We start from the raw sequence: 21,184 nt of genomic DNA on the forward strand, positions 1-21,184 counted from the left end.
CACGCACCGCGCAGTACCGGATTACGGAGGCAGTCCATGCCCGAAGTCGTCTTCAGCGTCGACCAGGCCCTGTCCATGCGTGACCAGAAAGTGCCCGGCCACAACCGCTGGCACCCCGACATCCCGCCCGCCGTCACGGTGCGGCCCGGCTCGGAGTTCCGTATCGAGTGCCGGGACTGGACCGACAACCAGATCGGGAACAACGACTCCGCCAACGACGTCCGCGACGTCGACCTCACCCACGCGCACATGCTCAGCGGCCCCATCGCCGTAGAGGGCGCCGAACCCGGTGACCTGCTCGTCGTGGACATCCTCGACCTGGGCCCCGTGCCGCAGGCGGAGGGCGAGGGCTCGGGTCAGGGCTGGGGCTACACCGGCGTCTTCGCCCGCGACAACGGCGGCGGATTCCTCACCGACCACTTCCCCGACTCCTACAAGGCCGTCTGGGACTTCCACGGCCAGCAGGCCACCTCACGCCACATTCCCGGCGTCCGCTACACCGGGATCACCCATCCCGGCCTCTTCGGCACCGCGCCCTCAGCCGAACTGCTGGCCCGCTGGAACGCCCGCGAGCAGGCCCTCATCGACACCGACCCGCACCGGGTGCCGGCCCTCGCGCTGCCACCCCTCGCCGACAACGCCCTGGCCGGAACGGCGAGCGACGACGTCGGCAGGCGGATCGCCGCCGAGGGCGCCCGCACTGTCCCGGCCCGGGAGAACGGCGGCAACCACGACATCAAGAACTTCACCCGCGGCTCCCGGGTCTTCTACCCCGTCCTCGTCCCCGGCGCCCTGCTCTCCGGCGGCGACCTGCACTTCAGCCAGGGCGACGGCGAGATCACCTTCTGCGGCGCCATCGAGATGGGCGGCTTCATCGACCTGCACGTCGACCTCATCAAGGGCGGCATGGAGAAGTACGGCGTCACGACCAACCCGATCTTCATGCCCGGCAACGTCGCGCCGCAGTACACCGAGTTCATCTCGTTCGTCGGCATCTCCGTCGACCACGAGACCGACACCAACCACTACCTCGACGCGACCATGGCGTACCGCAACGCCTGCCTCAACGCCGTCGAGTACCTGAAGACCTTCGGCTACAGCGGTGAACAGGCCTACCTGCTGCTCGGCTCCGCCCCGATCGAGGGCCGCCTCAGCGGCGTCGTGGACATCCCGAACGCGTGCAGCACCCTCTACCTCCCCACGGCAATCTTCGACTTCGACATCCGGCCGACGGCCGAGGGCCCGCGAAAGGCCGACCGCGGCCAGTGCGCCGTCACTTCCTGAACGTCTCGAAAGGCAGCCCCATGAGCAGTGACCATCTCACCTTCCAGCTGGGCGACTTCACCACCCAGCACGGCGCCACCCTGCGCGGCGCGCACCTCGCCTACACCACGTACGGCGAACTCAACGCGGACAAGTCCAACGTGATCGTCTACCCCACGTGGTACTCCGGCCGCCACTGGGACAACGAGTGGCTCATCGGCCCCGGCATGGCCCTCGACCCGGACGAGTACTTCATCATCGTCCCGAACATGCTGGGCAACGGCCTGTCCACCTCGCCGAGCAACACGCCGCCGCCGTACGACCGCGCCCGCTTCCCGCACATCACCGTGTACGACCAGATCGAGGCCCAGCACAAACTGGTCACCGAGGAATTCGGCATCGAAAAGATCCAGTTGGTGACCGGCTGGTCGATGGGCGCCGGACAGACCTTCCAGTGGGCCGTCAGCCACCCGGAGATGGTCGAGCGGATCGCCCCGTTCTGCGGTTCCCCGCGCACCAGCGCCCACAACAAGGTCTTCCTGGAGGGCGTCAAGGCCGCACTGACCGCCGACGCGGTCTTCAACGGCGGCTGGTACGACAAGGACAAGTGGCCCACCACCGGACTGCGCGCCCTCGCCCGGGTGTACGCGGGGTGGGGCTTCTCGCAGGCGTTCTACTGGGAGAGGGAGTACGAGAAGCTCGGCTACACCTCCCTCGAGGACTTCCTGATCGGCTTCTGGGAGGGCTTCTTCCTCGACGGCCGCGACCCCAACAACCTGCTCACCATGCTCTGGACCTGGCAGAACGGCGACGTCGGACTCACCCCCGGCTTCGACGGGGACACGGAGGCGGCACTGGGCTCCATCAAGGCGACCACACTCGACATGCCCGCCGAGAAGGACCTCTACTTCCCGCCGGAGGACGAGGCCTGGGCCGTCAGCCACATACCGGGCGCCGAACTCCGCGTGATCCCCGGCATCTGGGGCCACTTCGCCGGCGGCGGCAGCAGCCCCGAGGACACCGCGTTCATCGACACGGGCATCAGGGAATTGCTCGCCAAGCCGGGCGGATTGGCGTAGCCATGAGCAACGGACGCATCAGACTGCCACACGAGGTCAGCGCCTCGATCGTCGCCTTCGCCACGGTCCTCCTGCTTCTGAGCCCGCTCCACATGCCGACCTGGGCGATCTTCATCACCTGGGCGGGAACGTTCCTGCAGGGCGGCCCGAGCATCGCCAACGCCATCTCCATGATCACAGCCACCACGACGGGCGCGGGGTTCGCTGTGGCGGCCGTGCTCCTCAACCGGGAGACGGGCACCATGTTCGGCACCGGGGAGTTCGCCCGGACCCTCGCACTGGGCGTGGTGATCTTCTTCGTCAACGGCACCCTGCTGGCAACCGGCCGGCTGAAGCCGTTCGCTCTCATCCCGGGAATGTTCTTCGGCTTCGCGTCGACCTTCGCCACGTACTTCGGCGGATTCGGCTACGACGGGGGGAATCTGGGCGCCGCGTTCCTCAGCGCCGCCGCGATGTGCGCCCTCGGCCCGCTCTGCGCCGTCCTGGGACTGCGCCTGATGTTCGCGCCACGTCCCGCCCCCGAGCCGGAGCAGCACCTGACCGAGGAGGTGGCGCCATCGACCACTTAAGCACGGGCAAGCCCTCACCTCCCGTGCGGCCGATACGCCGGACCACTCACCCATCGGGCGACCGCTCGGCTGAAGCCCCACGGAGCCACTCGCCGAGCGGCGACCGCCCTTCCCACTCCGCCTCAGCCCGCCCCGGACGGCCCTCCTCCGAGCCGTCCGGGGCTCTTGCGTGTCCTTGAGTCCGGGGGCCGCGTGATCACTCCGGCTGGCTCCGATTCGCAGGAGGGTCAACCCCAGTGTCTCGGGCCCCCCGGGGGTGAGTCGGCGGATACGGCCGACTGATTCACAAAGGAGGAGGGAAACAGCATGTCCGAAGCAACAGTTGGGGGACATCGCGGCGTGGTCCGAGGAGGGTTCCGTCGGCGTAGCCGCGGGTCGGGCCCAAACATGGGTGATTTGCGGCTGAGTGAGACGACGCAGGCGCCGGAACATGTCGCGAGCGGCTCGCGGTCCTGGAAGTCGGCGGGCGTCACCGTGATCATCACCGGCAGGCCGAGCGTGTCCAGCGTGATATGTCGTTTACGGCCGTTGAGGGGAAGCGGCCTTTGCGCGTACGGATCCGGTGGCGGAGCTGGTACGGACGTAGCTGACCACGCCGGCCCCGCTCCCCCTCCAGAAGAGCCGCAAACCGTCTCCCCCGGGGGAAATCCGCAGACAGAACCCTCGACTTCGCGCCGTTGTCCACGATGTAGCGGATGCCGTCGACGATCTCCCGCCGCGGCCGCCGGCTTGCCAGGCTGGTCGGGACTTCGCCATAGCCGCTTGGTCATGATGACGCGGGCCGCCGGAGGTTTGAGAGCGGTGCGGGCAGAGAGACTGTGCGTCAGGATGGGCGTTCGTGTCCTGGGCGCCATCCGACTGACAAGCCCCAGTGGATTCCGGCACTGGCCGTCACCGTGATTTTGACGTTGTGCCTGCTGCTGCCCAGCCCGATCGCGTTGTATGTCGTTTCGGGTGCGGTCGCGCACGGAATGTCGTAGGTGCTCAATTCTCCGATGCTTATGGTCGTCTTTCCCTCGCCTGCGCATTCGGTTGCCACGGCAATGGTCCCGGCCTTGATGCTTGGGATCACTGCCACCTCCTCCGAGCCTGTTCTGTCGGAAAGGCGAACGAGGGTGTCGGTGGAGCCGGATATGTCAGGTGGAGTTCTGGTCACATCGATAACCAAAGGCGGAGGGGGCGAGGTAACGGAGGCATGTGGGGTTTCTTCCGACGAGCCCCGCTCATCATGCGCCGCACAGCCCGCGACGAGCGGAATGCTCGCCGCCAAGACGATCACCACTCCGGCATGAAACTTCGTCAGCTTTGCCATGTGCACCAGCCGTCGGGGTAGCTGGTGCCGGTGCTACGCCGTCGCCCAACGCCGTAGTTGGCACTGCCGATCCTGTGCGACGGGACCGTCGCGGTTACCGGATTCCCCGGTTTCGCGATCAGCGACGCGGACAAGTTTGGCACGCATCTGCGTCTAGCGTATCTGCCAAGCAACACTGTCCCCTAAATCGCGCCCGGATTAAATACACGTTAATGATCATGCAAGCAAATAATCTACGACATGCATTCAAAAGATGCGCAAAGATCCGTGTAACCGGGCAATAGTTGCCACTGAGGACGGCCAGGAAGCAGTCAAGGACAAGTCACGGGGTGCGTGAGACGTCACTGCTGGTCAGCGAGACTGCGAGGAAGCCACGCGCAGTACCCAGCTCGACGCGTCTCGCACGATGGATCTCCGCATGACGTTCCGTCACGCTCAGCATGAGCGGGGTGACGGGGATGTTGTCGAGTGGCGGCCTCAGACCGCCCATTCGTCCTGTGGGCCACGCGGTGTACGGGTGCTTCGCCAAGTGGCAGCAGGACGGCGTGTCGAGCAGCTCACCGGCCTGCTGCGGCGCCTGGACCGCGAAGCCGAGGGCCCAGGCCCAGAGCCGTCGGCCTGCGTGCTGGGCTCCCAGACCATCAAGACCTCCGCCAATGTCCCCCTCGCGGATCAGGGCACGGACGCCGTGCTGGTCACCGCCGCCGGCATGACCCTGCTGTCCCGCATCGCCGCCGCCCACCCGCGTATCACGAAGGCCTGGGTCGACGCGGGCTACTGCAGCACCGCCATCCACCCCGTCCAACGCCCGCCAGGCGCCCGCGGGTTCACGATCATCCCGGGACGGTGGACCATCGAGCGCGGCATCGGCTGGCTCAAGCACCACCGACGCCTCGCCCGCGACTGTGAGAGACACCCGCACCGCTCCGAAGTCGTGATCCACCTCGCGATGATCGACCTCATGGCCCGCAGACTCACCGGCGAAGTCACTCTGAACTGGCGCGGAACCTGACCCGGGACCGATCTCCAGGATGGTCTCGTGACCCCGGCGGCGTGCATGGTGTCGCGCAGGACAGCACTCTGACGGAGCGGGATGCGTCCCATGTCGATGGCGGCGACAGCTGCCATGGGGCGCGGAGTGACGGACGGCTGGGTGGGCGGTCATGACCGTGCGGGCTTCGTGAGGCGTGGGTCGAGGCCGTACTGCTCGTGGGCGGCGAGGTTCTCGCGCAGGGTGGGGCCTTCGTAATCGTCGTGGAACAGGCCGCGTTGCTGCAGGATCGGGACGACCTGGTCGACGAAGGCGTCGAAGCCGTCGTGGTAGCTGTCGACGGCAATGGAGAAGCCGTCGCAGGCCCCTGCCTCGAACCATTGCTGCATGTGGTCGGCCACGTCGGTGGCGGTGCCGGCGACCACCGGGTGGTAGTCGATGACGCCGTGGGCGAGGACGTCGCGCAGGGTCCAGCCTTCCCGGGCCACTTCGAGGGCGCGGGCGGAGCGCGGGTCGTGTGGGCTGGGTTGGGCGTCGGCGAGCTGGTCCGCGGTCAGGGGCTCGTCGAGTTGGTCGGGGCCGAGCGGGAGGCCGATCATGGCGCCGAGGTAGCGGACGCGTTGGTGCAGGTCGACGACCTCGTCCAGGAAGCGGCGCCGCTGAAGGGCGGCCTGGCGGGAGGGGGCGATGGTCGGCATGAAGCCGGCGAGCATCTTCGCCTCGTCCGGGTCGCGTCCAGCGCGCGTGGCGGCGTCCCGCAGGGCCTGGCGCTGGGCCCGGGCGTCCTCGATGGTGTACGGGTTGGCGTAGACGCCGCTGGCGTAACGGCCCGCGAGTTCCAGGCCGTAACTGCCGCCGCCCGCCTGGAAGATGACGGGCTGGCCCTGCTCGGACGGGGGGATGGGCAGCGGACCGCGGGAGGCGGCGTGCTTGCCCTTCAGGTTGACCGGCTGGATCTTGTCCATGTCGGCGAACCGCTTGCCGTCGACGTCGAGCAGCCAGGCGTCCTGCTCCCAGCTGCCCCACAGTGCCTGGACGATCTGGATGACCTCGTGGGCACGCTCGTACTTCTCCGCGCGCGGCGGGATCGTCGCGCCGAAGTTCGCCGCGGCGGCGGGGTCGGAGGTGGTCACCGCGTTCCATCCGGCACGGCCGTGGCTGATCACGTCCAGGGCCTTGAACTGGCGGGCCAGATTGTAGGGCTCGGTGAACGTGGTGGAGGCAGTGGTGACCAGGCCGATCCGCTCGGTCTCGCGCGCGAGGACGGTCAGGATCAGCAGCGGGTCGATCATGTGGTGCGGGGCATGGTGGTCGAGGTCGACGTCCAGGACCGGGGTGTCCGCGATGAACAGCAACTGGATCTTGCCGCGCTCTGCGGCCTGCGCGTAACGCACGAACTGGTCCATGTCGGTGTAGCTGTTCAGGTTGGCACCGGGCAGCCGCCAGGCCCCGGGTGCGGCCCCGTATCCACCGCTGAACTGCATGCCCAGGACCATCTGTCGGCTTGTCACGATTACTTCTCCAGACCAGGCGATGAAAGGAGAATCCCTCCGCTTGCCTATTTCGCCCAAAAAATGCGGAGGCGTCCTCCGAATTGTCAAAGGACTGCTGGCGCAGGACCTACGACCCGTCGAGGACTCCCGGGGTGTCATGCAGAACCACGCTCCGCTGCAGTGGAACCCGCTCTGTGCGAAGGGTGTTCACTGGTGCGGCAGGGTCAGCCATACCGAAGGAGATGCCGAACAGCAGCTTGAGCTCAGCAGGGACACCCAGGAACTCGCGGACGGTGTCGGCGTAGACGCCGAGTACGGTCTGCGGGATGCCGGCCAGCCCCCGGGACGACAGTGAGAGCAGGAAGTTCTGCGCGTACATGCCGATGTCGCCGGCTGTCCGCACTCCGTCGCCGAGTGCCGGCATGAACAGGAAGGCGGCATGGGGAGCGCCGTAGAACTCCAGGTTCTCGCGGACCGCCGCACTCCTGCCCTCCCGGTCCGAGCGTCCTATGCCCCGGGCCCGGTAGTGGCTCGCGCCGAGGGCCTGCGCCCGCTCGAGGTAGATGCCCTCGCCGTAGCCATCGGTGAAGTCCGGGGAGGTCCGTCCCTCCTCCTCGGCCCGGAGCAGGTCTTCGGCCAGGGCGTCCCGCGCCGCACCCGAGACGACGTGCACTGTCCACGGCTGGGTGTTGCTGTTCGAGGGGGCGGTCTGTGCGTCTTCCAGCACGCCGCGGATGTCCGAAGAGGACAGGGCGGTGGGCAGGAACCTTCGGGGGGAGCGTCGGGCGCGTGCGATGTCGGTGAAGGGTGATGCGGTGCCGGGCAAGGCGGTTCCTCTCCATGGCACACAGTCACCGCCACGGCGGCCGACGCGCAGCGCAGTACGGCGGGCCGTGCAAGGAGGCAGGCGGTGTAAGAGCCGGCTGCGGAGGCTCCCTGCGGGTGCCGGTGGGCATGCGGATGCTCGCAGGCAGCGGCGTGCCGAGACTGCGGGCTGCAGCGCGGGGACTGTGCGCTCTTCGTGTTCGTTTTTATGCGGCCGCCCTCGTGTCGTTGTGTGCACGGGAGCGGTGTCGGGTGTCTCAGCGGTGGGCGGCGCGGTTCATCGCGACGACGTCGTCGACGGTGGGGTTGGCCGGGAGGGCGGCGAAGCGTTCCGGGAGGCTGTCGCGGATGGCCGCGTCCTTGGCCCGGTCGGCCGCAGCCAGGGCCGCCGGCAGCTCGTCGAGGGTCAACTCGGTGCAGTAGGCAGGGCCGTTGGGCTGCTGGCGCCAGGAGTCGGCCAGGGTGCCTGCGTCGTAGGGGTCGAAGCCGGTGTCGTCCACGAGCTGCATGGCCACGCGCCGCGCCTGGTCGGTGTCGCCGGCGACGGGGATGGCGAGGCGGCCGGGCGTACCGGCCGGAACGCCCTTGGCCCGCTGGGTTTCGGCCAGGGCGGCGTTCCACGCCTTGACCACGGGGCGCCCCAGCTGCTCGGCGGTGTACACGCTCTCCACCTGGCCGTTGTCCACCGCCTCGATCGGCTCGCTGAGCATGCCGGGGTAGTAGTTCGCGGTGTCGATGACCACCGTCTCGTCGGGCACCGACGCGAACAGGTGGGCCAGGTCCCCTGCTGCCCCGAACGGGATGGCCAGGATGATGGCGTCCCGGTCCTGGACGGCTTCGGCGAGCTCCGTGGCACGCGCGCCGGACTCCAGCACCTCCGCCGGGATGGCCTCGGGGCCGCGGGCGTGGGCCACCTGCACGTCGTGACCGGCCGCAGTGAGTTTGGCGGCGAGGTTCCCGCCGATGGCACCGGCGCCTATGACAGTAATTTTCATGATGTGTTCCTTGAGACGTTGTGCCGCCCCTGAGGGCAGCGCAAGGTGATGTCCGCCTGGCCCTGCGGCGGGTCGGGGCGGGGGTGGCTGGCGGTTCAGGCCTGGGTGTCCGGCTCGCGGTAGCCGCTCGCGATGAGCGTGCGGAGCCGGTCGAGTGACTCCTCTTCCGTGCCGGTGCCCTTGATCCAGGCGACGGAGCAGGCCGCGAGGAACAGGTCGTGCCCCCGTACCGACGCGCGCACGCGCCCGGCGAGCTGTGCGGCTCGCACGTACTGATCGGTGGCGGAGATGAGGATGTGGCAGGGAATGGTGAGCGGGTTGTCCGGCTCCTGCGCCCGGGCGGCGGCCATGAGCGGGTCCGGCAGCCCGCTGAAGGCGCTGAAGTACTCCTCCATCGCCCGCAGCCACCGCTCCAGCGCCTCGGCGGGGTCGGCGAGCCGATCGATGTCCGCCTGGCGGGCCACCAGCTCGTCGGAGCGGGTCTGCAGCACAGCCGCCAGCAGCGCCTCCCGGGTCGGGAAGTGCCGGTACAGGGTGCCGGGCCCGACGCCCGCCTCCTTGGCCACCGCCTCGAGGGAGGTGCCGACCCCATGCCGCAGGAAGTGACGCTGCGCGGTCTCCAGCAGGGCCGCGCGGTTGCGCTGAACGTCCGCGCGGGGCTTGCGCCCCCGCTGCTCACCGGCGCTCATGCGCCCTCCTGCCTGCCATGGTCCTGCGGCCGCATCAAAACGGATGCTGCCTCCGTATGCATCGAGAGTAAAACGGAGGCGGCATCCGGTCAAATGGACGGCCCGGCCATCGCGGTGAAGCGCGGTGGCCGCGCTCCCGGGCGGCGGCTTGACCATCGGGGGACTTCTCGCGGATGCACCCGCGTTCGAACTCGGCGGCCATGCCGGCGAACAAGTGCGAGGAGGACAGGCCGTCTCCTGACGAGTCGTGGACGCCTTGGACGGGGTCGGTGAGGAGCTCGAGCCAGAGGTCGTGGTGGCGCAGGTCCTCGGGGACGGCCGAGAGGTCGGCGGTGCCGCGCCCAGATGGCGGGCAGACCAAGGGCGTCGACGATGACATGACCACATACACGCGGTCCCTGTCGGCCAACGGCATGCCCGTACCGCAGATCACCCAGGATCCTGTCATCTCCCCCGGCCAGAATGTCCGGGCGTGACCTTCTGGTGTCCGATGACGGAGAGCAGTTCGAGTTTGCTGTGGCTCTCCGTGCCGGGGCGAGTGGTCAGCACCACCAGGGTCTGCGCGCGGTTCTCGGTGTACAGGACCTGGGCGTCGACGTCGATACGGCCGAGTTCGGGATGGAGGATGATCTTGCAGTCGTCGTAGAGTTGGGCGACCTCCTGAAGTTCCCACATGCGGACGAACTCCGGGCTGTGTTCCTGCAGTTCGGCGAGGATCCGGGTGGCTCGGGGGGTGTCGCTGCCGGCTGTCAGCGCGGCTCGCAGGCGTGCTGCCTGGGCGCGGCCGTGGCGTTCGTGGGTCTCCTCGGGAACCATCAGACGTTCGGCCGGGTCCATGAACCAGCGGTAGTAACCGCTGCGGGCCAGACCGGTGTGGCGGGTCTGGTCGCCGAGCAGTGCGACCGCCAAGGGGTTCATCGCGAGGGTGTCGAACAGGTCTGTCTGCACCATGGCCGGGGAGTCGCCCAGGCGGTCCAGGACCGCCAGCAGCGTCGGGCTGACTTGCTCCGAGCGGTGGAAGCGGGCCGGGGCGTTGTGGCCGATGAGGACGAAGAGATGGTCGCGTTCGTCCAGGGTCAGCCGCAGTGCCCGGGCGAGAGCCGCGGTGATCTGGACGGAGGGCTGCGGAGCACGCTGCTGTTCCAGCCGGGCGTAGTAATCGGTGGACATGCCGGCGAGCTGCGCGACCTCCTCGCGGCGCAGCCCCTGCGTACGCCTGCGCGACCCCTCCACCAGCCCGACGTCGCGGGGGCGCAACGTCTCACGCCGGTGGCGCAGGAATTCCGCCACTTCCTTCTTGTCCATGCCCCCCATCCTCGCCGCATCCCGCCCGGCTATCCAGAGACCGCCGATCCATGGCTGAGCCCTGACCCCCACCCACGCGAAGCCGCCCGCACGGTCGATACCGAGGGCGCTCGTCCACGAGACGAACCGATGGTCACCCGACGTGCATGACCGCTGGGACATTCGCCTGCTGTCGGCTGTGCGCCGCGGGCCGCCGGTCTCGAAGACGGCCCGCCGCGACGGTCCTCGGTCCAGGACACCCAGCGCTTTGGACCGCACGCTGTGACCGGCCCCTGGCCTCGTCACCCGGCCGGCCCGTCTGACACAACGATGTTCGCCGTGTCAGACGGACGCTCGCGTGCCCCTCGGCCCTCAGGACGGATCCGGTCGCCTCCTGTGCGACGACCGGGACGAAGCCGCAGGCACGTCCTTACCGTTCCGCGTCGGTCATCACAGGTCGGTCAGCTGCTGCTGATCATGGCGAGGACGTCGTCGTAGGAGCCGGTTGCCACCGCGTCGCGGATGAACCTGGCGCGCTCGACGACCAGTTCCTTCGCGTCGGGGTTCTCGCGCAGCAGGTCGAGGGTCTCGGTGAGGAAGTCGTCCAACGGCATGGACTGGTCGCTGTCCTGCTGACCCAGCAGGGTCGTGCGCACGCCCGGCGGGACCACCTCGATCACCTGGACGCCGGCGTCAGCACCGGCGAGCTGGATGCGCAGGCTTTCGGAGAAGGAGTGCAGCGCGGCCTTCGTCGCGCTGTAAGTCGGCGTGATCGGGAACGGTACGAACGCCAGCGCGGAGGTGACGTTCATGACCACCGCGTCGTCCTTGCCCGCGAGCAGGGGCAGGAAGGCGTACGTCATCCGGATCGTGCCGAGCAGGTTGGTCGTGACGTGATCCTCGGCGACCTGGAGTTCGGTCGGATCGAGGAGGTTCTCCAGCAGCATGATGCCGGCGTTGTTGACCAGGACGTTCAACCCCGGGTGGCTCGCCGCCACGGTCTCACGGGCCCGGGCAATCGAGTCGGGGTCCGCGACATCGAGGACGAGGACGTCGACGCCCGGGTACTCGGCCGTGATCTCGTCGAGAAGTTCCTTGCGCCGGCCGGCGACGATCACCTTGTTCCCGGCCTCGTGCAGGCGCAGGGCCAGGCCGAGGCCGATGCCAGAGGTGCCGCCGGTGATCAGGATCGTGTTGCCGGTCATCTTCATCGGGGTCTTGCTCCTTCGGTACGGCGGGCCGGTGAGCGCCCGCAGCCCCGACCGTAGGGGCGCCCGCACAGGGCCGGGAGAGGAAGGTTTATCCATGGATCGGCGGTCTCTGCCTTGGCCGGTCGTTTCACGTGGTGAAGCTCCGGCCGCCCGCGACGTGACAGCGCAACGTGCCGACGATGCTCATCGGCGCCAACTTGATCGGTCTCGTTACCTCGGCGCCGAGACCTCGTCGCCGGGCTGGCGCACAGGTGTGGAAGGAGGCTCGGGTGTGCCCTGTCCCGAGCTGAGCCCGTCCAGCAGGAGGTCACCGAGCTCGGCGAAGGCGTCGCCGGCGGTCAGGCCGGTGCTCTCCAGAAGGGCTCCGGACTGGACCGCGTCGATGGTCACCGCCACGACCTGGGCCGCGAAATGGCCGTTGAGCGCGCGGAAAACGCCGGCCTGCACGCCCTCCTCGATCAGTTGGTGGACCCGGTGCGCCGCAGCGGCAGAGTTCTTGCGGTAGATCTGCGCGGTCGGTTCGTAGCCGACCATGTCGTCGTAGAAGGCGTGGGAATGCCGGCGCATGGCCGTGCCGACGCCGGCGAGGTAGACCCGGATGCGCTGCCGGGGGTCGGGCTCGGCCTGGACGGCCTGCTCGATCTCGGCTGTCGCGTCCCGGAAGAAGGCGCGGGTGACCGCCAGCACCAGCTGTTCCTTCGTGGAGGCGAGGCTGTACAGCGTCGCCTTGGAGCACCCCAGTCGCTGGGCGAGCTCATCCATGGTCACCGCGGTGAAGCCTTCGGCCAGGATGATCGCCTCGGCCTGGCGCAGCAGTTCGTCCCGCCGACGAGTGTCGACGACCCGCCTGCGCGCCGTCCGGCGCGGGCGTCGGTCACGGGAGTCAGTTTGGGCCGTCACCCCAGCAGTCTCCCATGAGCGTCTCCACCCAAAGCCGCGGGGCACGAAGCGAGTCCGGGAAGCGATCCCCGCCGAAGGGGTCGACCACAGGTCGACTCCTCGGCCGTCGGTGAGGGTCCTGACCTCGTCGAGGAATCCGCCGACACGTACGACCTCGTGTGCCCCTACGTCCGACCGTCACTGGCGTTCCTTTAGCCGACGGCTTCGCGGGCTGGGAAGGCTGCTGCTTCGGCGATGCCCTCGGGCCTGCCGGTGTGGCGTGACCCTGCGCTCACTGCTGGTCCTTGCGGTCGATGATGGGCAGGACCAGGCGGCTGGGGTGGTGCGGGCCGTGATGGATGTGGTTGACCGCGGGAATCATCTGCTCCTCGCTCTCCCGGGCGATGACGCCGCCGGTGTTGGTGTTGCGGTCGTAGCGGGGGAAGTTGCTGCTGGAGACGTCCACGCGGATGCGGTGGCCGGGAAGGAACACGTTCGAGGTGGCGGTCATGTCCACGGTGATCTCGTAGACCGTGCCGGGCTCCATCAGTTCTTCCGTGGCGAGACCATTGCGGTAGCGGGCGCGCAGGATCCCGTCGCACAGGTTGATCGCTTTGCCGTCGGGGAAGACGTCGACGAGCTTGGCGGTGAAGTCGGTGTCCACCGCCGAGGAGGACACGAACAGGGTCAGGCTGACCGGACCGGTGACCTCGACCGGCTCCTCCAGTACGGGGCCGGTGAAGCACAGGACGTCGTCGCGGCCGGTGACGGTCCGCTGGTCGACCGGGCCGCAGAAGCCCGGTGTCGTCGGCATCGACGCCCCGCCGGCCGAGGGAACCGGGCGGCGCGGGTCGTAGAGGTAGGTGTCGTGCCCGGCGCCGGTCGGCGGCTCGGTCGTCAACACACCGTCGCCGCCCGCCGTGTTGGCGTGGCCGGCGCTCGACAGGTGGAAGTCGGTCCACTGCGTGTCGGGCAGCGGCCACTCCTGCTCGTCGCGCCACTGGTCGATGCCCATCACGAAGAGCTTCACCGGTGCCACGTCGTCCAGAGCGGTGGTGTCGCCGCGGAGCCAGCGGTCGAAGAACTTCACGTGCAGGCCGGTCAGGCCCATCATCTGGGCACTGGCCAACGGACCGAAGGAGCGGTCGGGGAAGACGCCACTCGTGGACATGTGGTCCCACGGGCCGATGATCAGCCGTTGGCCCTCACGGGCGTGTGCACTGCCCGCCTCCTCGCGGGCGGCGGTGTAGGTGCGGATGGTCTGGCCGATGTAGAGGTCGTACCAGCCGCCGATGTTGAGCGCCGGGACGGTGACGTTCTTGAGCTCGGGGGTGAGCTCCATGGCGTCCCAGTACTCGTCGTGGGAGGGGTGGGCCATCCAGTCGTCCCACCACTTGCCGTACGCCGCCAGGACCGGAACCTCGGCCGTCGGGAGTACGTCGTTGAGCGGCTCGGGAAACAGCGCCGCCTGACCGAGCTGCTGCAGCTGTGACAAGGAGCCCTCTCCGGCGGCCAGGGAACGCTGTGCGTCGGCCGCGTACATCATGGCGTTCCACACCGTGACCAGGCTCAGTGACAGCGCGCCGCCCGCGGAGAACCAGGGCGCCTCGTAGTTGTCGATCGAGGTCAAGGCCGGCGCGATCGCTTTGAGGGAGGGGGCACCGGTCACCGCGGCTTCCCACTGGACCATCCCGAGGTAGGACGGCCCGTACATGCCCACCGTGCCGTCCGACCACGGCTGGTCGGCGATCCAGGCGATGGTGTCCTCGCCGTCGGCCCGGTCGGCCATATGGGGAACGAACTCGCCCTCCGAGCGGTGGGTGCCCCGGCAGTCCTGCACCAACACCGCATAACCGGCCTCCACCAGAGCCAGGAGATCGGGGATGGCTGACTGACCGAAGCCCATCACGTCCTTGCCGTACGGCAGGCGCACGAGCAGCGTCGGCGCCTCCCCCTCGACGGGATGCCACACGTTGGCAGCGAGGGCTACACCGTCACGCATCGGAACCCGTACGTCTATGTCGTATATGTGCTGCATCGGTGCTCCTCATTGAGCTGACGGCGTCGCCTCCGGATGTGGGTACGTTAAGAGGTACGTTCGTACCCTGTCAATTACCTACAGCGGAGTCGACCTTTCGGGCGTCCAACTCGCCCTGCGGTGGCGTGGTGCCGCGGGAGTGCAGGACCTTGCGGGCCTGTTCGGCGTCGAAGTCGTTCTCCCACTTGCCGATCACGATCGTGGCGACGGCGTTGCCGAGGACGTTGATGAAGACGCGGCCCTCGTTGAGGATGCGGTCGATGCCGACGATCAGGGAGAGGGCGGCGAGCGGGATATGGCCGACCGCGGTGACGGTGCCGGCGAGGACGATGAACGCGCCGCCCGCAATGCCGGCGGTGCCCTTGCTGGTGAGCATCATGACGCCGACCATGATCAGCTGCTGCTGCCAGGACAGGTCGATGCCCATGGCCTGGGCCAGGAAGAGGGAAGCCATCGTGAGGTAGACCGCGGAGCCGTCCAGGTTGAAGGAGAACCCGGAGGGGATGACGATGCCGACCACAGGCCGGCCGATGCCGAGGATCTCCAGTGTGCGTACCAGTTGGGGCAGGACGGCCTCGCTGGAACAGGTGCTGAGGGCGACGAGCAGTTCGGCCTTGAGGAAGCGCATGAGGCCGAACAGGCTCAGGCGGCAGGCCCGCATGATGGCGCCGAGGACGACCAGGACGTACAGGACGCAGGTCGCGGTGAACAGGATGATCAGGTAGCCGAGCTGTTTGAGGCTCTCGGCGCCGTAGGTGGCGACCACGGTGGCCAGGGCGCCGAAGGTGCCCAGGGGCGCGAGCCGCATCACCCAGCTCACGATGCGGAAGACGACGTCCGACAGCGCCTGGATGCCGCGGGTCAGCGGTGCCCCATCTTCGCCGGCCATGTTCAGGGCCACACCGAAGACGATCGAGACCATCAGCGCGGCCAGGATCGCATCCCCGGTGATCGCCCCCAGCAGGGAGGCGGGGATGAGGGAGGAGACGAAGCCGGTGAAGGTGGCGTGCTCGGTGGCGGTCTTGGGCACGTCGTCGGCGTTCAGTGACGAGGGGTCGACGTGCAGGCCGGAGCCGGGCTGGAAGGTGTTGGCGACGACCAGTCCGATCAGCATGGACGCCAGGGACAGCACCAGGAAGTAGCCGATCGCCTTCACACCGATCCGGCCGGCCTTGCGCAGGTTGTCCATGGAGGCGATGCCGGTGGTGGCCACGCAGAAGACGACCGGGATCACGATCATCTTGACGGCCGCGATGAACCAGTCGTTGAGCGGCTTCAGGTCCTCACCCAGCCCGGGCGCGAGGATGCCGACGGCGATGCCGAGGACGGCGGCCAGTACGACCTGTGGGACAAGTCCGACCGCTATCGGCGCCTCGGCCTCGAACTCCCGCCCGGTGACGAACCCCGCACCCGGGACCTGCAGGAGCACCACCAACTCGTCTCCCTGATCGTGGACGGCCGCGCCGCGGACGCAGCCCAGCTGATGCGGGGCCACATCACCCACAGCCTCGCTGCCACCGCCATCAGCGCCCTCGAAGACCGCGAGGGCATGCGGGCAGACCAGTCCGCGGGCAGACCGACGAGCCGGTGATCATCCGACCTGCTGGAGCCGGAGTGTGGATCGCGGCGCGTTTCGGTGTGCCTGTCGCTGATTCCCGGTGTGATCGGTCGGGGCCAGGGCAGGCGGTCGGGCGTACGAGCGCCGAACTGCCGGAGGTCGCGATGGCGTGTTTCCCTTGCCGGTGGAATGACTGGCTTCCGCCTGGAGGCCGGCCCGGGGACGGTGACGGTGGAGGTGCGCGACGCCAGCTCGGTTCCGCCGCTGGCCCGGCCCTGGGATGTCGGTAAGCCGGGCGGGTTCGGCTGGCCGGTGGTGCAGGAGCTGTCGCTCAAGGTGCGGGTGTGCACTCAAGCGGCGGGAAAGACGGTGACGGCCATCGTGCCGTGCCCCTCCGCCGGCGCGATGCAGCAGTCGCGCGACTGAGCTCCGGCTTGGTCTTCCGGTCTCACAGGTTCCACGGGGCGCAACGTGGTACTCGAGGGGAGCAGGAGGCCACGCCGCGCCGGGTCGTTTCACCGGGCGTGAGGCCGTGGTCGCACTGGAGGTGTTCCTTCGGAGGTTGGACTTCGTCGCCTTTGGTGGCGCGAGAAGATGCCGACCCGTAAGGCCGCGGGCCTTTGCGAAGGAACCCCTGATGAGCAGCGACGACGCCTATGACAGCAGCCACATCACGCAGTGGCTGCTGGAAACCGACTCCCTCGAGGACTTCCTGCAGACACTGGCCGACGCAACCCTCGAACTCTCCCGTGCCCTGGGCACCGGGCTCACGCTGGAGCGGGACGGCCGGCCGCTGACCGTGGTCAGCGCCGGGACCGTGGCCACCAAGCTGGACGAAAAGCAGTACGGCCAGGACGACGGCCCCTGCCTGCAGTCCCTGCGCACCGGCGAGGAACTCCGCGTCGACGACATGCTGATGGAGACGAGGTGGGGCGACTACCCCGTGTACGCCGCCGCCTGCGGGGTCCGCTCCTCGCTCTCCCTGCCGATCGCCGCCCACACCCACACCGCCGGCGCTCTGAACCTGTATGCCGCTCCGCCCGACGCGTTCGAACACGCCGATCTCACCGCCTTGCGCACCCTGGCCGCCCAGGCAACGGGCGCCGTCGCACTGGCCCAGCGGATCACCGACACGCAGGAATTCGCCGACCAGCTGCAACAGGCCATGCGGCATCGCAGCGTCATCGACCAGGCTCTCGGCGTCGTCATGGGACAGCGCCGGTGCACCGCCAAGGACGCCTTCGGTGTCCTGCGTTCCGCCTCCCAGCACCGCAACATCAAACTCCGCGACCTGTGCACCGAACTGATCACCAACCTCACCGGTCGGCCACCCAGCGCACCCGAACTGCGCCCCCGCCCCTGACGTCCGCCGCCGGTGAGCCGGTCCACGCCGCGCGAAGCCGCGGGTCGGTGAAGGCGCTCTTCGTCCCGCGCGAAGGTGAGACCGGCGCCGGTGTCCGCCTACTTCCAGGTGGCCGGTTTCCGAGCGGAACGCGGAGCGCCGGGTTCGCCTCGGCGGAAGCCGTCACTCGTCGTTCACCCAGCGCATGAGCCGTTGCAAGGGGTAGAAGCCGTCGTGGGAGAGGCCGGGCGGCATGCCGCCCGCTCTGCCGAGGGAGACCACGCGTTGCACGCCGGCGCAGGCGAGGGCGTCGCGCAGTTCCGCCTTGCGGGTGTCGGGGTACACGCCGACCGTCTGGGTGGCGACCCCGGCATGGGTGACGGCGTCGGACAGGGCGGCGACCGGGACGACGTCGACGATCTTCCCGTCGGGGTGGAAGTCCACGGGTTCCGGTGAGCGGATGACCAGGCCCTGGCCGTCGTAGCCGCCCCACACCCGGTACTCGGGTTCCATGGACCGCAGGACGTCGATCTCCTCGCGCAGTTCCGCGGCGACCCGTGGGCCGCCGGCCGAGCTGAACTCCCTTGCCACGCCCAGGCGTTCGCACAGCAGGGCGGCGTAGCGGTCGGCGTCGTCCCAGGACCCCTCGACGAACTGGAAGCGGCTGGCCACGCAGGCCTGCTGGTTGAAGAACGTGGCGTCGGCGGCGCCCGCGTCGACCGCCCGGGCCAGGCTCTCCTCGGACGCGAAGGCCTCGCGGCCGATCATCGAGATGGAGGTCTTGGGGTCGAAGGAGACGAGCTCGAAGCCCGGGCCGACGTACTTCAGCGCGCTGCGGATGGTGGACTCGCCACCCCAGGCGACCAGCTTGTCGAAGAACTGCGGGCGGAACAGCACGCTCTCCACCGCCTCGTCGCCGCCGCGCCAGTACACCGCGGAGAACGACCGCACCACCGGGTGCCCGGGGGCGACCGCGGCCATGGTGCGCAGGATCGCGGTCGCGGTGAACAGGTCGTTCGAGGGCAGTTTGAGGAGGTTGACGCCCTTGGTGAGCGCGCCGCGCACGACGGACATCGCCGCGACTCCTGGTGCGTTGCCGGCGATGATGTGCACCAGGCGCGGCGGGAACGCCCGGGTGGCCGCGACTCGGTCGTCGGGCAGGCGTACCTCGCGCCAGCCGTCGAGCACGTCCGCACCGCCGAGTTCGTGGTCGATCTGGGCGTACAGGCCGGGCCGTTGGAAGCTGCGCCACAGCACGGCGTAGGCGCGCTCCAGCACCTCCGCGGGCAGCGGGCTGACCGGGACCATCCGCTCCAGGGCTTCGGCGAGCAGGCCTCCGCGGTCCGCCTTGAGGGCCTCGCCGGTCTCCACCAGCAGGTCGACGATCTCCGCCACGGGCACATCGAATGCGGGACCCGGTTCGGAGCGCGGCCACACGAGGCGGTCCAGGTCGAGAGCCGGTGCGGTGAACCGGCCGAGGTCGACGGGGGAACCCTGGTCGGCCTCGCCGCGGATCACGTGGACGACGGTCACGGGGGCGGCCGCGGTGTCGTCGAGTGTCGTACCGCTCATCAGTGGATCATCCCCCGCACGTAGGAGTCGAGTGTCGCGGCGCAGGTGATCTTGTCGTCGCCGCCGAGGTCGCCGTAGCGCCGGATGTCCGGCAGGACCGCCGGTCCCGGGCGGCCGCAGGCGCACGGCGAGAAGTCCACGAAGACCCGGTCGCCGCTGATCAGGCCGCCCCAGCGGCCCTCCAGGGAGACGTCGAGGAAGGCGAACCGCCCTTCCACCACTCCCTGTTCGGGGTTGAGCAGCTTCTCACCGGGCTCGTCCAGCACCAGGGGGATCACCCAGGGCGGCACATGGTAGTTGCCCTGCTCGCAGGCGAGGCAGGAGCCCTGGAGCTCGGTCATGCCGTAGCTGCGTACGCGGCGTACACCGTCGTAGAAGGCGGTGAGCTGCTGCTGGTAGTCGTCGGGCAGGGCGCGGCCCTTGTTGCCGCCGCCGCTGAGCACCAGTGTGTCCGGGTGCAGGCTCCCGTCGGGCACGCCGCGGGCGCGCAGGGCCTGGATGAGGGTGAACTGCTGGTTGTTCATGCCGGCGATCAGCAGCGGCTCGTCGCGGTGCGCGGCGATGTCGTCGACGATCCGGGCCATGGCCGCGCCGAGTTCCCCCTCGCGGGACTCGGAGGCCGTCTCGAAGGAGCTGATCTCCTGTGGGGTGGCGGCGCCCTCCGCGATCCGGCGGCGCAGCAGCGCGCTGCTCATCAGCTCGGACACCCGCATCGCGTCTTCGGTGAGCAGCCGGGTCTCACCGGGTTGCGCGAAGACGTCGGCGTGCCAGCGGAAGCCGTCGATCGAGCGCATCGGGCCGCTCGCGGGTGCGAGCAGATAGCCGCGGCGAGTGGGTTTCGGGGGCAGGGGGTCGGGCCAGCAGGTGAGGTGCTCCAGGATGTCGTGCAGGAAACTCAGGTCACTGGCGTCGCAGTTGAGGAAGGAGACCTTTCCCGAGGTGCCGCTGGTGATGTACGGGCGGTGGCCGGCGGCGGTGATGCGGTCGGTCCACTCGTCGATGTCGCGGACGCCGTCCATGTCGACGTCACCGGGTTCGACCGCCGACACGGTCGTGTACCAGCGCAGGAGCCGGTCCCAGCGGCCGGCGGTGATGAGGGAGACGGGGTAGGACTTGTAGCTGGTGTGCGAGAAGAGCAGCGGTACGAGGTCGTCGAGGCCGGTGACCTCGTCAACTCCGGTCTCCGCCGCCCGGGTGCGCAGCAGCGGAACTCGCTCGCGGTGGGCGGTGAAGGTCTCCCGGGCGGCCTCCAGCTGCAACTCCCTCAGTTCGTCGGCGGGTTGGTCGAAGGTGTCGCCGGAAAGGACGAGGGATCGGATCTGCTCGCGTGCGCCTGGCACAGCGTTCACCTCAATCAATTGCGTACGTTGTCTTTTCCGCTGTGGTCTGCGCGAGGTACGACGACTCGATCGCGTCGAGGTTGCCGCGCAGTTCCTTCGGGGTGCCGGTCATGGTGACGCGGCCGCGGTGCAGGACGTACACGCGGTCGGCGATGTCCAGCACCTTGCGCACGTGCTGTTCGACCAGCAGCGCGCCGAGGCCGCGGTCGGCCGCCTCGCGCACCGCGCGCAGGAGGCGGTCGACCACCAACGGGGCCAGACCGAGGGAGAGTTCGTCCGCGAGGAGCAGCTTGGGCGCGCGGCACAGGGCGCGGGCCAGCGACAGCATCTGCTGCTCGCCGCCGGACAGCATGCCCGCGCCGGTTCTGAGGCGCTTTTCGAGCTCGGGGAAGAGCTCCAGCGCCTGCTGGGACCTCACCCGGCCGACCCGCAGGTTGTCCGCGGTGTCGAGCCGGGTGAAGACCGCCCGCTCCCCGACGTACGCCAGGCCCTGGCGGGCCCGGCGGTGCAGCGGTGAGCGGCCGGGGTCGCCCAGCCAGCGCACCTCGCCGCCCATCGGGGCGAGGCTGCCGGAGAGCGCCCGGAGGGTGGTGGTCTTGCCCGCCCCGTTGGGGCCGAGCAGGGCGACGACCTCGCCGGGCCGGACCTCCAGGTCGAGGTCGCGTACGACGGGCTGGCTGCCGTATCCGGCGGACAGAGAGCGTGCTTCTATCAGGGGTGCGTCGGTGTCCGGCACGGGCCTGC

The 21,184-nt window shown here is 69.0% G+C and carries 19 protein-coding genes and 1 pseudogene; 7 read left to right on the forward strand and 13 right to left on the reverse strand.

Translation table 11 applies throughout. The annotated features are described in order from the left end of the window. Positions 1 to 36 precede the first annotated feature (36 nt). From fmdA to AQJ46_RS01310, 3 genes are read left to right on the forward strand one after another with little or no spacing between them, the layout of a single operon-like run. The gene (fmdA, locus tag AQJ46_RS01300) at positions 37 to 1,284 is read left to right on the forward strand and encodes a formamidase (protein WP_059203780.1); all 1,248 of its coding nucleotides are present in this window, start codon (positions 37 to 39) and stop codon (positions 1,282 to 1,284) included. Between the two features lie 20 nt (positions 1,285 to 1,304). Next, the gene (locus tag AQJ46_RS01305; RefSeq protein WP_059203781.1) at positions 1,305 to 2,342 is read left to right on the forward strand and encodes an alpha/beta fold hydrolase; all 1,038 of its coding nucleotides are present in this window, start codon (positions 1,305 to 1,307) and stop codon (positions 2,340 to 2,342) included. A gap of 2 nt (positions 2,343 to 2,344) precedes the next feature. After that, positions 2,345 to 2,911 carry a DUF1097 domain-containing protein gene (locus AQJ46_RS01310; RefSeq protein WP_063803745.1) on the forward strand — a complete coding sequence of 189 codons (567 nt, stop codon included), beginning with the start codon at positions 2,345 to 2,347 and terminating at the stop codon, positions 2,909 to 2,911. A gap of 823 nt (positions 2,912 to 3,734) precedes the next feature. Here the strand turns inward: AQJ46_RS01310 and AQJ46_RS55300 are convergent. Beyond that, positions 3,735 to 4,223: a hypothetical protein gene (locus AQJ46_RS55300; protein WP_159063976.1), complete on the reverse strand. Its 489-nt coding sequence runs from the start codon at positions 4,221 to 4,223 to the stop codon at positions 3,735 to 3,737. Between the two features lie 494 nt (positions 4,224 to 4,717). On the opposite strand from AQJ46_RS55300, the pseudogene AQJ46_RS01315 reads away from it, so the two are divergent. After that, positions 4,718 to 5,235: pseudogene (locus tag AQJ46_RS01315) on the forward strand (transposase); the annotation flags it as partial. 149 nt (positions 5,236 to 5,384) lie between these two features. Here AQJ46_RS01315 and AQJ46_RS01320 read toward each other — a convergent pair. The 9 genes from AQJ46_RS01320 to AQJ46_RS01365 form a co-directional block, all read right to left on the reverse strand. Beyond that, a complete protein-coding gene (locus AQJ46_RS01320; RefSeq protein WP_079072066.1) occupies positions 5,385 to 6,725 on the reverse strand; it encodes an NtaA/DmoA family FMN-dependent monooxygenase in 1,341 nt (446 codons plus the stop codon). A 109-nt stretch (positions 6,726 to 6,834) separates the two neighbouring features. Beyond that, positions 6,835 to 7,533 carry a nitroreductase gene (locus tag AQJ46_RS01325; RefSeq protein ID WP_059203784.1) on the reverse strand — a complete coding sequence of 233 codons (699 nt, stop codon included), beginning with the start codon at positions 7,531 to 7,533 and terminating at the stop codon, positions 6,835 to 6,837. 256 nt (positions 7,534 to 7,789) lie between these two features. Then, the gene (locus AQJ46_RS01330) at positions 7,790 to 8,527 is read right to left on the reverse strand and encodes an NADPH-dependent F420 reductase (protein ID WP_059203785.1); all 738 of its coding nucleotides are present in this window, start codon (positions 8,525 to 8,527) and stop codon (positions 7,790 to 7,792) included. A 95-nt stretch (positions 8,528 to 8,622) separates the two neighbouring features. Further along, complete coding sequence (locus AQJ46_RS01335; protein WP_059203786.1) at positions 8,623 to 9,216, reverse strand: TetR/AcrR family transcriptional regulator; 594 nt, start codon at positions 9,214 to 9,216, stop codon at positions 8,623 to 8,625. Positions 9,217 to 9,660: 444 nt separating this feature from the next. Beyond that, the gene (locus AQJ46_RS01345; protein ID WP_059203788.1) at positions 9,661 to 10,521 is read right to left on the reverse strand and encodes a helix-turn-helix transcriptional regulator; all 861 of its coding nucleotides are present in this window, start codon (positions 10,519 to 10,521) and stop codon (positions 9,661 to 9,663) included. A 440-nt stretch (positions 10,522 to 10,961) separates the two neighbouring features. Beyond that, a complete protein-coding gene (locus AQJ46_RS01350; protein ID WP_059203789.1) occupies positions 10,962 to 11,711 on the reverse strand; it encodes an SDR family oxidoreductase in 750 nt (249 codons plus the stop codon). Between the two features lie 210 nt (positions 11,712 to 11,921). Next, on the reverse strand, positions 11,922 to 12,611 hold the full coding sequence (locus AQJ46_RS01355) for a TetR/AcrR family transcriptional regulator (RefSeq protein ID WP_059203790.1): 690 nt from the start codon (positions 12,609 to 12,611) through the stop codon (positions 11,922 to 11,924). A gap of 271 nt (positions 12,612 to 12,882) precedes the next feature. Beyond that, a complete protein-coding gene (locus AQJ46_RS01360) occupies positions 12,883 to 14,628 on the reverse strand; it encodes a CocE/NonD family hydrolase (RefSeq protein ID WP_059203791.1) in 1,746 nt (581 codons plus the stop codon). A gap of 70 nt (positions 14,629 to 14,698) precedes the next feature. Then, a complete protein-coding gene (locus AQJ46_RS01365; protein WP_404828367.1) occupies positions 14,699 to 16,060 on the reverse strand; it encodes a cation:dicarboxylate symporter family transporter in 1,362 nt (453 codons plus the stop codon). Here AQJ46_RS01365 and AQJ46_RS58945 point away from each other — a divergent pair. The 3 genes from AQJ46_RS58945 (at position 15,971) to AQJ46_RS01375 (ending at position 17,549) form a co-directional block, all read left to right on the forward strand. Beyond that, entirely contained in the window at positions 15,971 to 16,219 is a 249-nt protein-coding gene (locus AQJ46_RS58945; protein ID WP_404828368.1) for an FCD domain-containing protein, read from the forward strand. The two genes, AQJ46_RS01365 and AQJ46_RS58945, sit on opposite strands and share 90 nt — an antisense overlap. A 156-nt stretch (positions 16,220 to 16,375) precedes the next feature. Beyond that, on the forward strand, positions 16,376 to 16,612 hold the full coding sequence (locus AQJ46_RS01370) for an ATP-binding protein (RefSeq protein WP_059203792.1): 237 nt from the start codon (positions 16,376 to 16,378) through the stop codon (positions 16,610 to 16,612). 211 nt (positions 16,613 to 16,823) lie between these two features. Further along, the gene (locus tag AQJ46_RS01375; RefSeq protein ID WP_059203793.1) at positions 16,824 to 17,549 is read left to right on the forward strand and encodes a GAF and ANTAR domain-containing protein; all 726 of its coding nucleotides are present in this window, start codon (positions 16,824 to 16,826) and stop codon (positions 17,547 to 17,549) included. 162 nt (positions 17,550 to 17,711) lie between these two features. Here the strand turns inward: AQJ46_RS01375 and AQJ46_RS01380 are convergent, their stop codons facing one another. From AQJ46_RS01380 to AQJ46_RS01390, 3 genes are read right to left on the reverse strand one after another with little or no spacing between them, the layout of a single operon-like run. After that, entirely contained in the window at positions 17,712 to 19,100 is a 1,389-nt protein-coding gene (locus tag AQJ46_RS01380; RefSeq protein ID WP_059203794.1) for an acyl-CoA reductase, read from the reverse strand. Next, the gene (locus AQJ46_RS01385) at positions 19,100 to 20,440 is read right to left on the reverse strand and encodes a phenylacetate--CoA ligase family protein (RefSeq protein ID WP_059204371.1); all 1,341 of its coding nucleotides are present in this window, start codon (positions 20,438 to 20,440) and stop codon (positions 19,100 to 19,102) included. Before AQJ46_RS01385 ends, AQJ46_RS01380 begins: the two co-directional genes overlap by 1 nt. A gap of 10 nt (positions 20,441 to 20,450) precedes the next feature. Further along, positions 20,451 to 21,176, reverse strand: coding sequence for an ABC transporter ATP-binding protein (locus AQJ46_RS01390; protein ID WP_059203795.1), 726 nt, complete (start codon positions 21,174 to 21,176; stop codon positions 20,451 to 20,453). Positions 21,177 to 21,184 lie beyond the last annotated feature (8 nt).

Source organism: Streptomyces canus (assembly GCF_001514145.1).
Classification (GTDB): Bacteria; Actinomycetota; Actinomycetes; order Streptomycetales; family Streptomycetaceae; genus Streptomyces; species Streptomyces canus.

Excerpts from the sequence above, each read along its gene's own strand:
- fmdA (WP_059203780.1), top strand. The coding sequence starts at position 37 with ATGCCCGAAGTCGTCTTCAGCGTCGACCAGGCCCTGTCCATGCGTGAC.
- AQJ46_RS01305 (WP_059203781.1), top strand. The coding sequence starts at position 1,305 with ATGAGCAGTGACCATCTCACCTTCCAGCTGGGCGACTTCACCACCCAG.
- AQJ46_RS01310 (WP_063803745.1), top strand. The coding sequence starts at position 2,345 with ATGAGCAACGGACGCATCAGACTGCCACACGAGGTCAGCGCCTCGATC.
- AQJ46_RS55300 (WP_159063976.1), bottom strand. The coding sequence starts at position 4,223 with ATGGCAAAGCTGACGAAGTTTCATGCCGGAGTGGTGATCGTCTTGGCG.
- AQJ46_RS01330 (WP_059203785.1), bottom strand. The coding sequence starts at position 8,527 with ATGAAAATTACTGTCATAGGCGCCGGTGCCATCGGCGGGAACCTCGCC.
- AQJ46_RS01335 (WP_059203786.1), bottom strand. The coding sequence starts at position 9,216 with ATGAGCGCCGGTGAGCAGCGGGGGCGCAAGCCCCGCGCGGACGTTCAG.
- AQJ46_RS01345 (WP_059203788.1), bottom strand. The coding sequence starts at position 10,521 with ATGGACAAGAAGGAAGTGGCGGAATTCCTGCGCCACCGGCGTGAGACG.
- AQJ46_RS01350 (WP_059203789.1), bottom strand. The coding sequence starts at position 11,711 with ATGAAGATGACCGGCAACACGATCCTGATCACCGGCGGCACCTCTGGC.
- AQJ46_RS01360 (WP_059203791.1), bottom strand. The coding sequence starts at position 14,628 with ATGCAGCACATATACGACATAGACGTACGGGTTCCGATGCGTGACGGT.
- AQJ46_RS01370 (WP_059203792.1), top strand. The coding sequence starts at position 16,376 with ATGACTGGCTTCCGCCTGGAGGCCGGCCCGGGGACGGTGACGGTGGAG.
- AQJ46_RS01375 (WP_059203793.1), top strand. The coding sequence starts at position 16,824 with ATGAGCAGCGACGACGCCTATGACAGCAGCCACATCACGCAGTGGCTG.
- AQJ46_RS01380 (WP_059203794.1), bottom strand. The coding sequence starts at position 19,100 with ATGAGCGGTACGACACTCGACGACACCGCGGCCGCCCCCGTGACCGTC.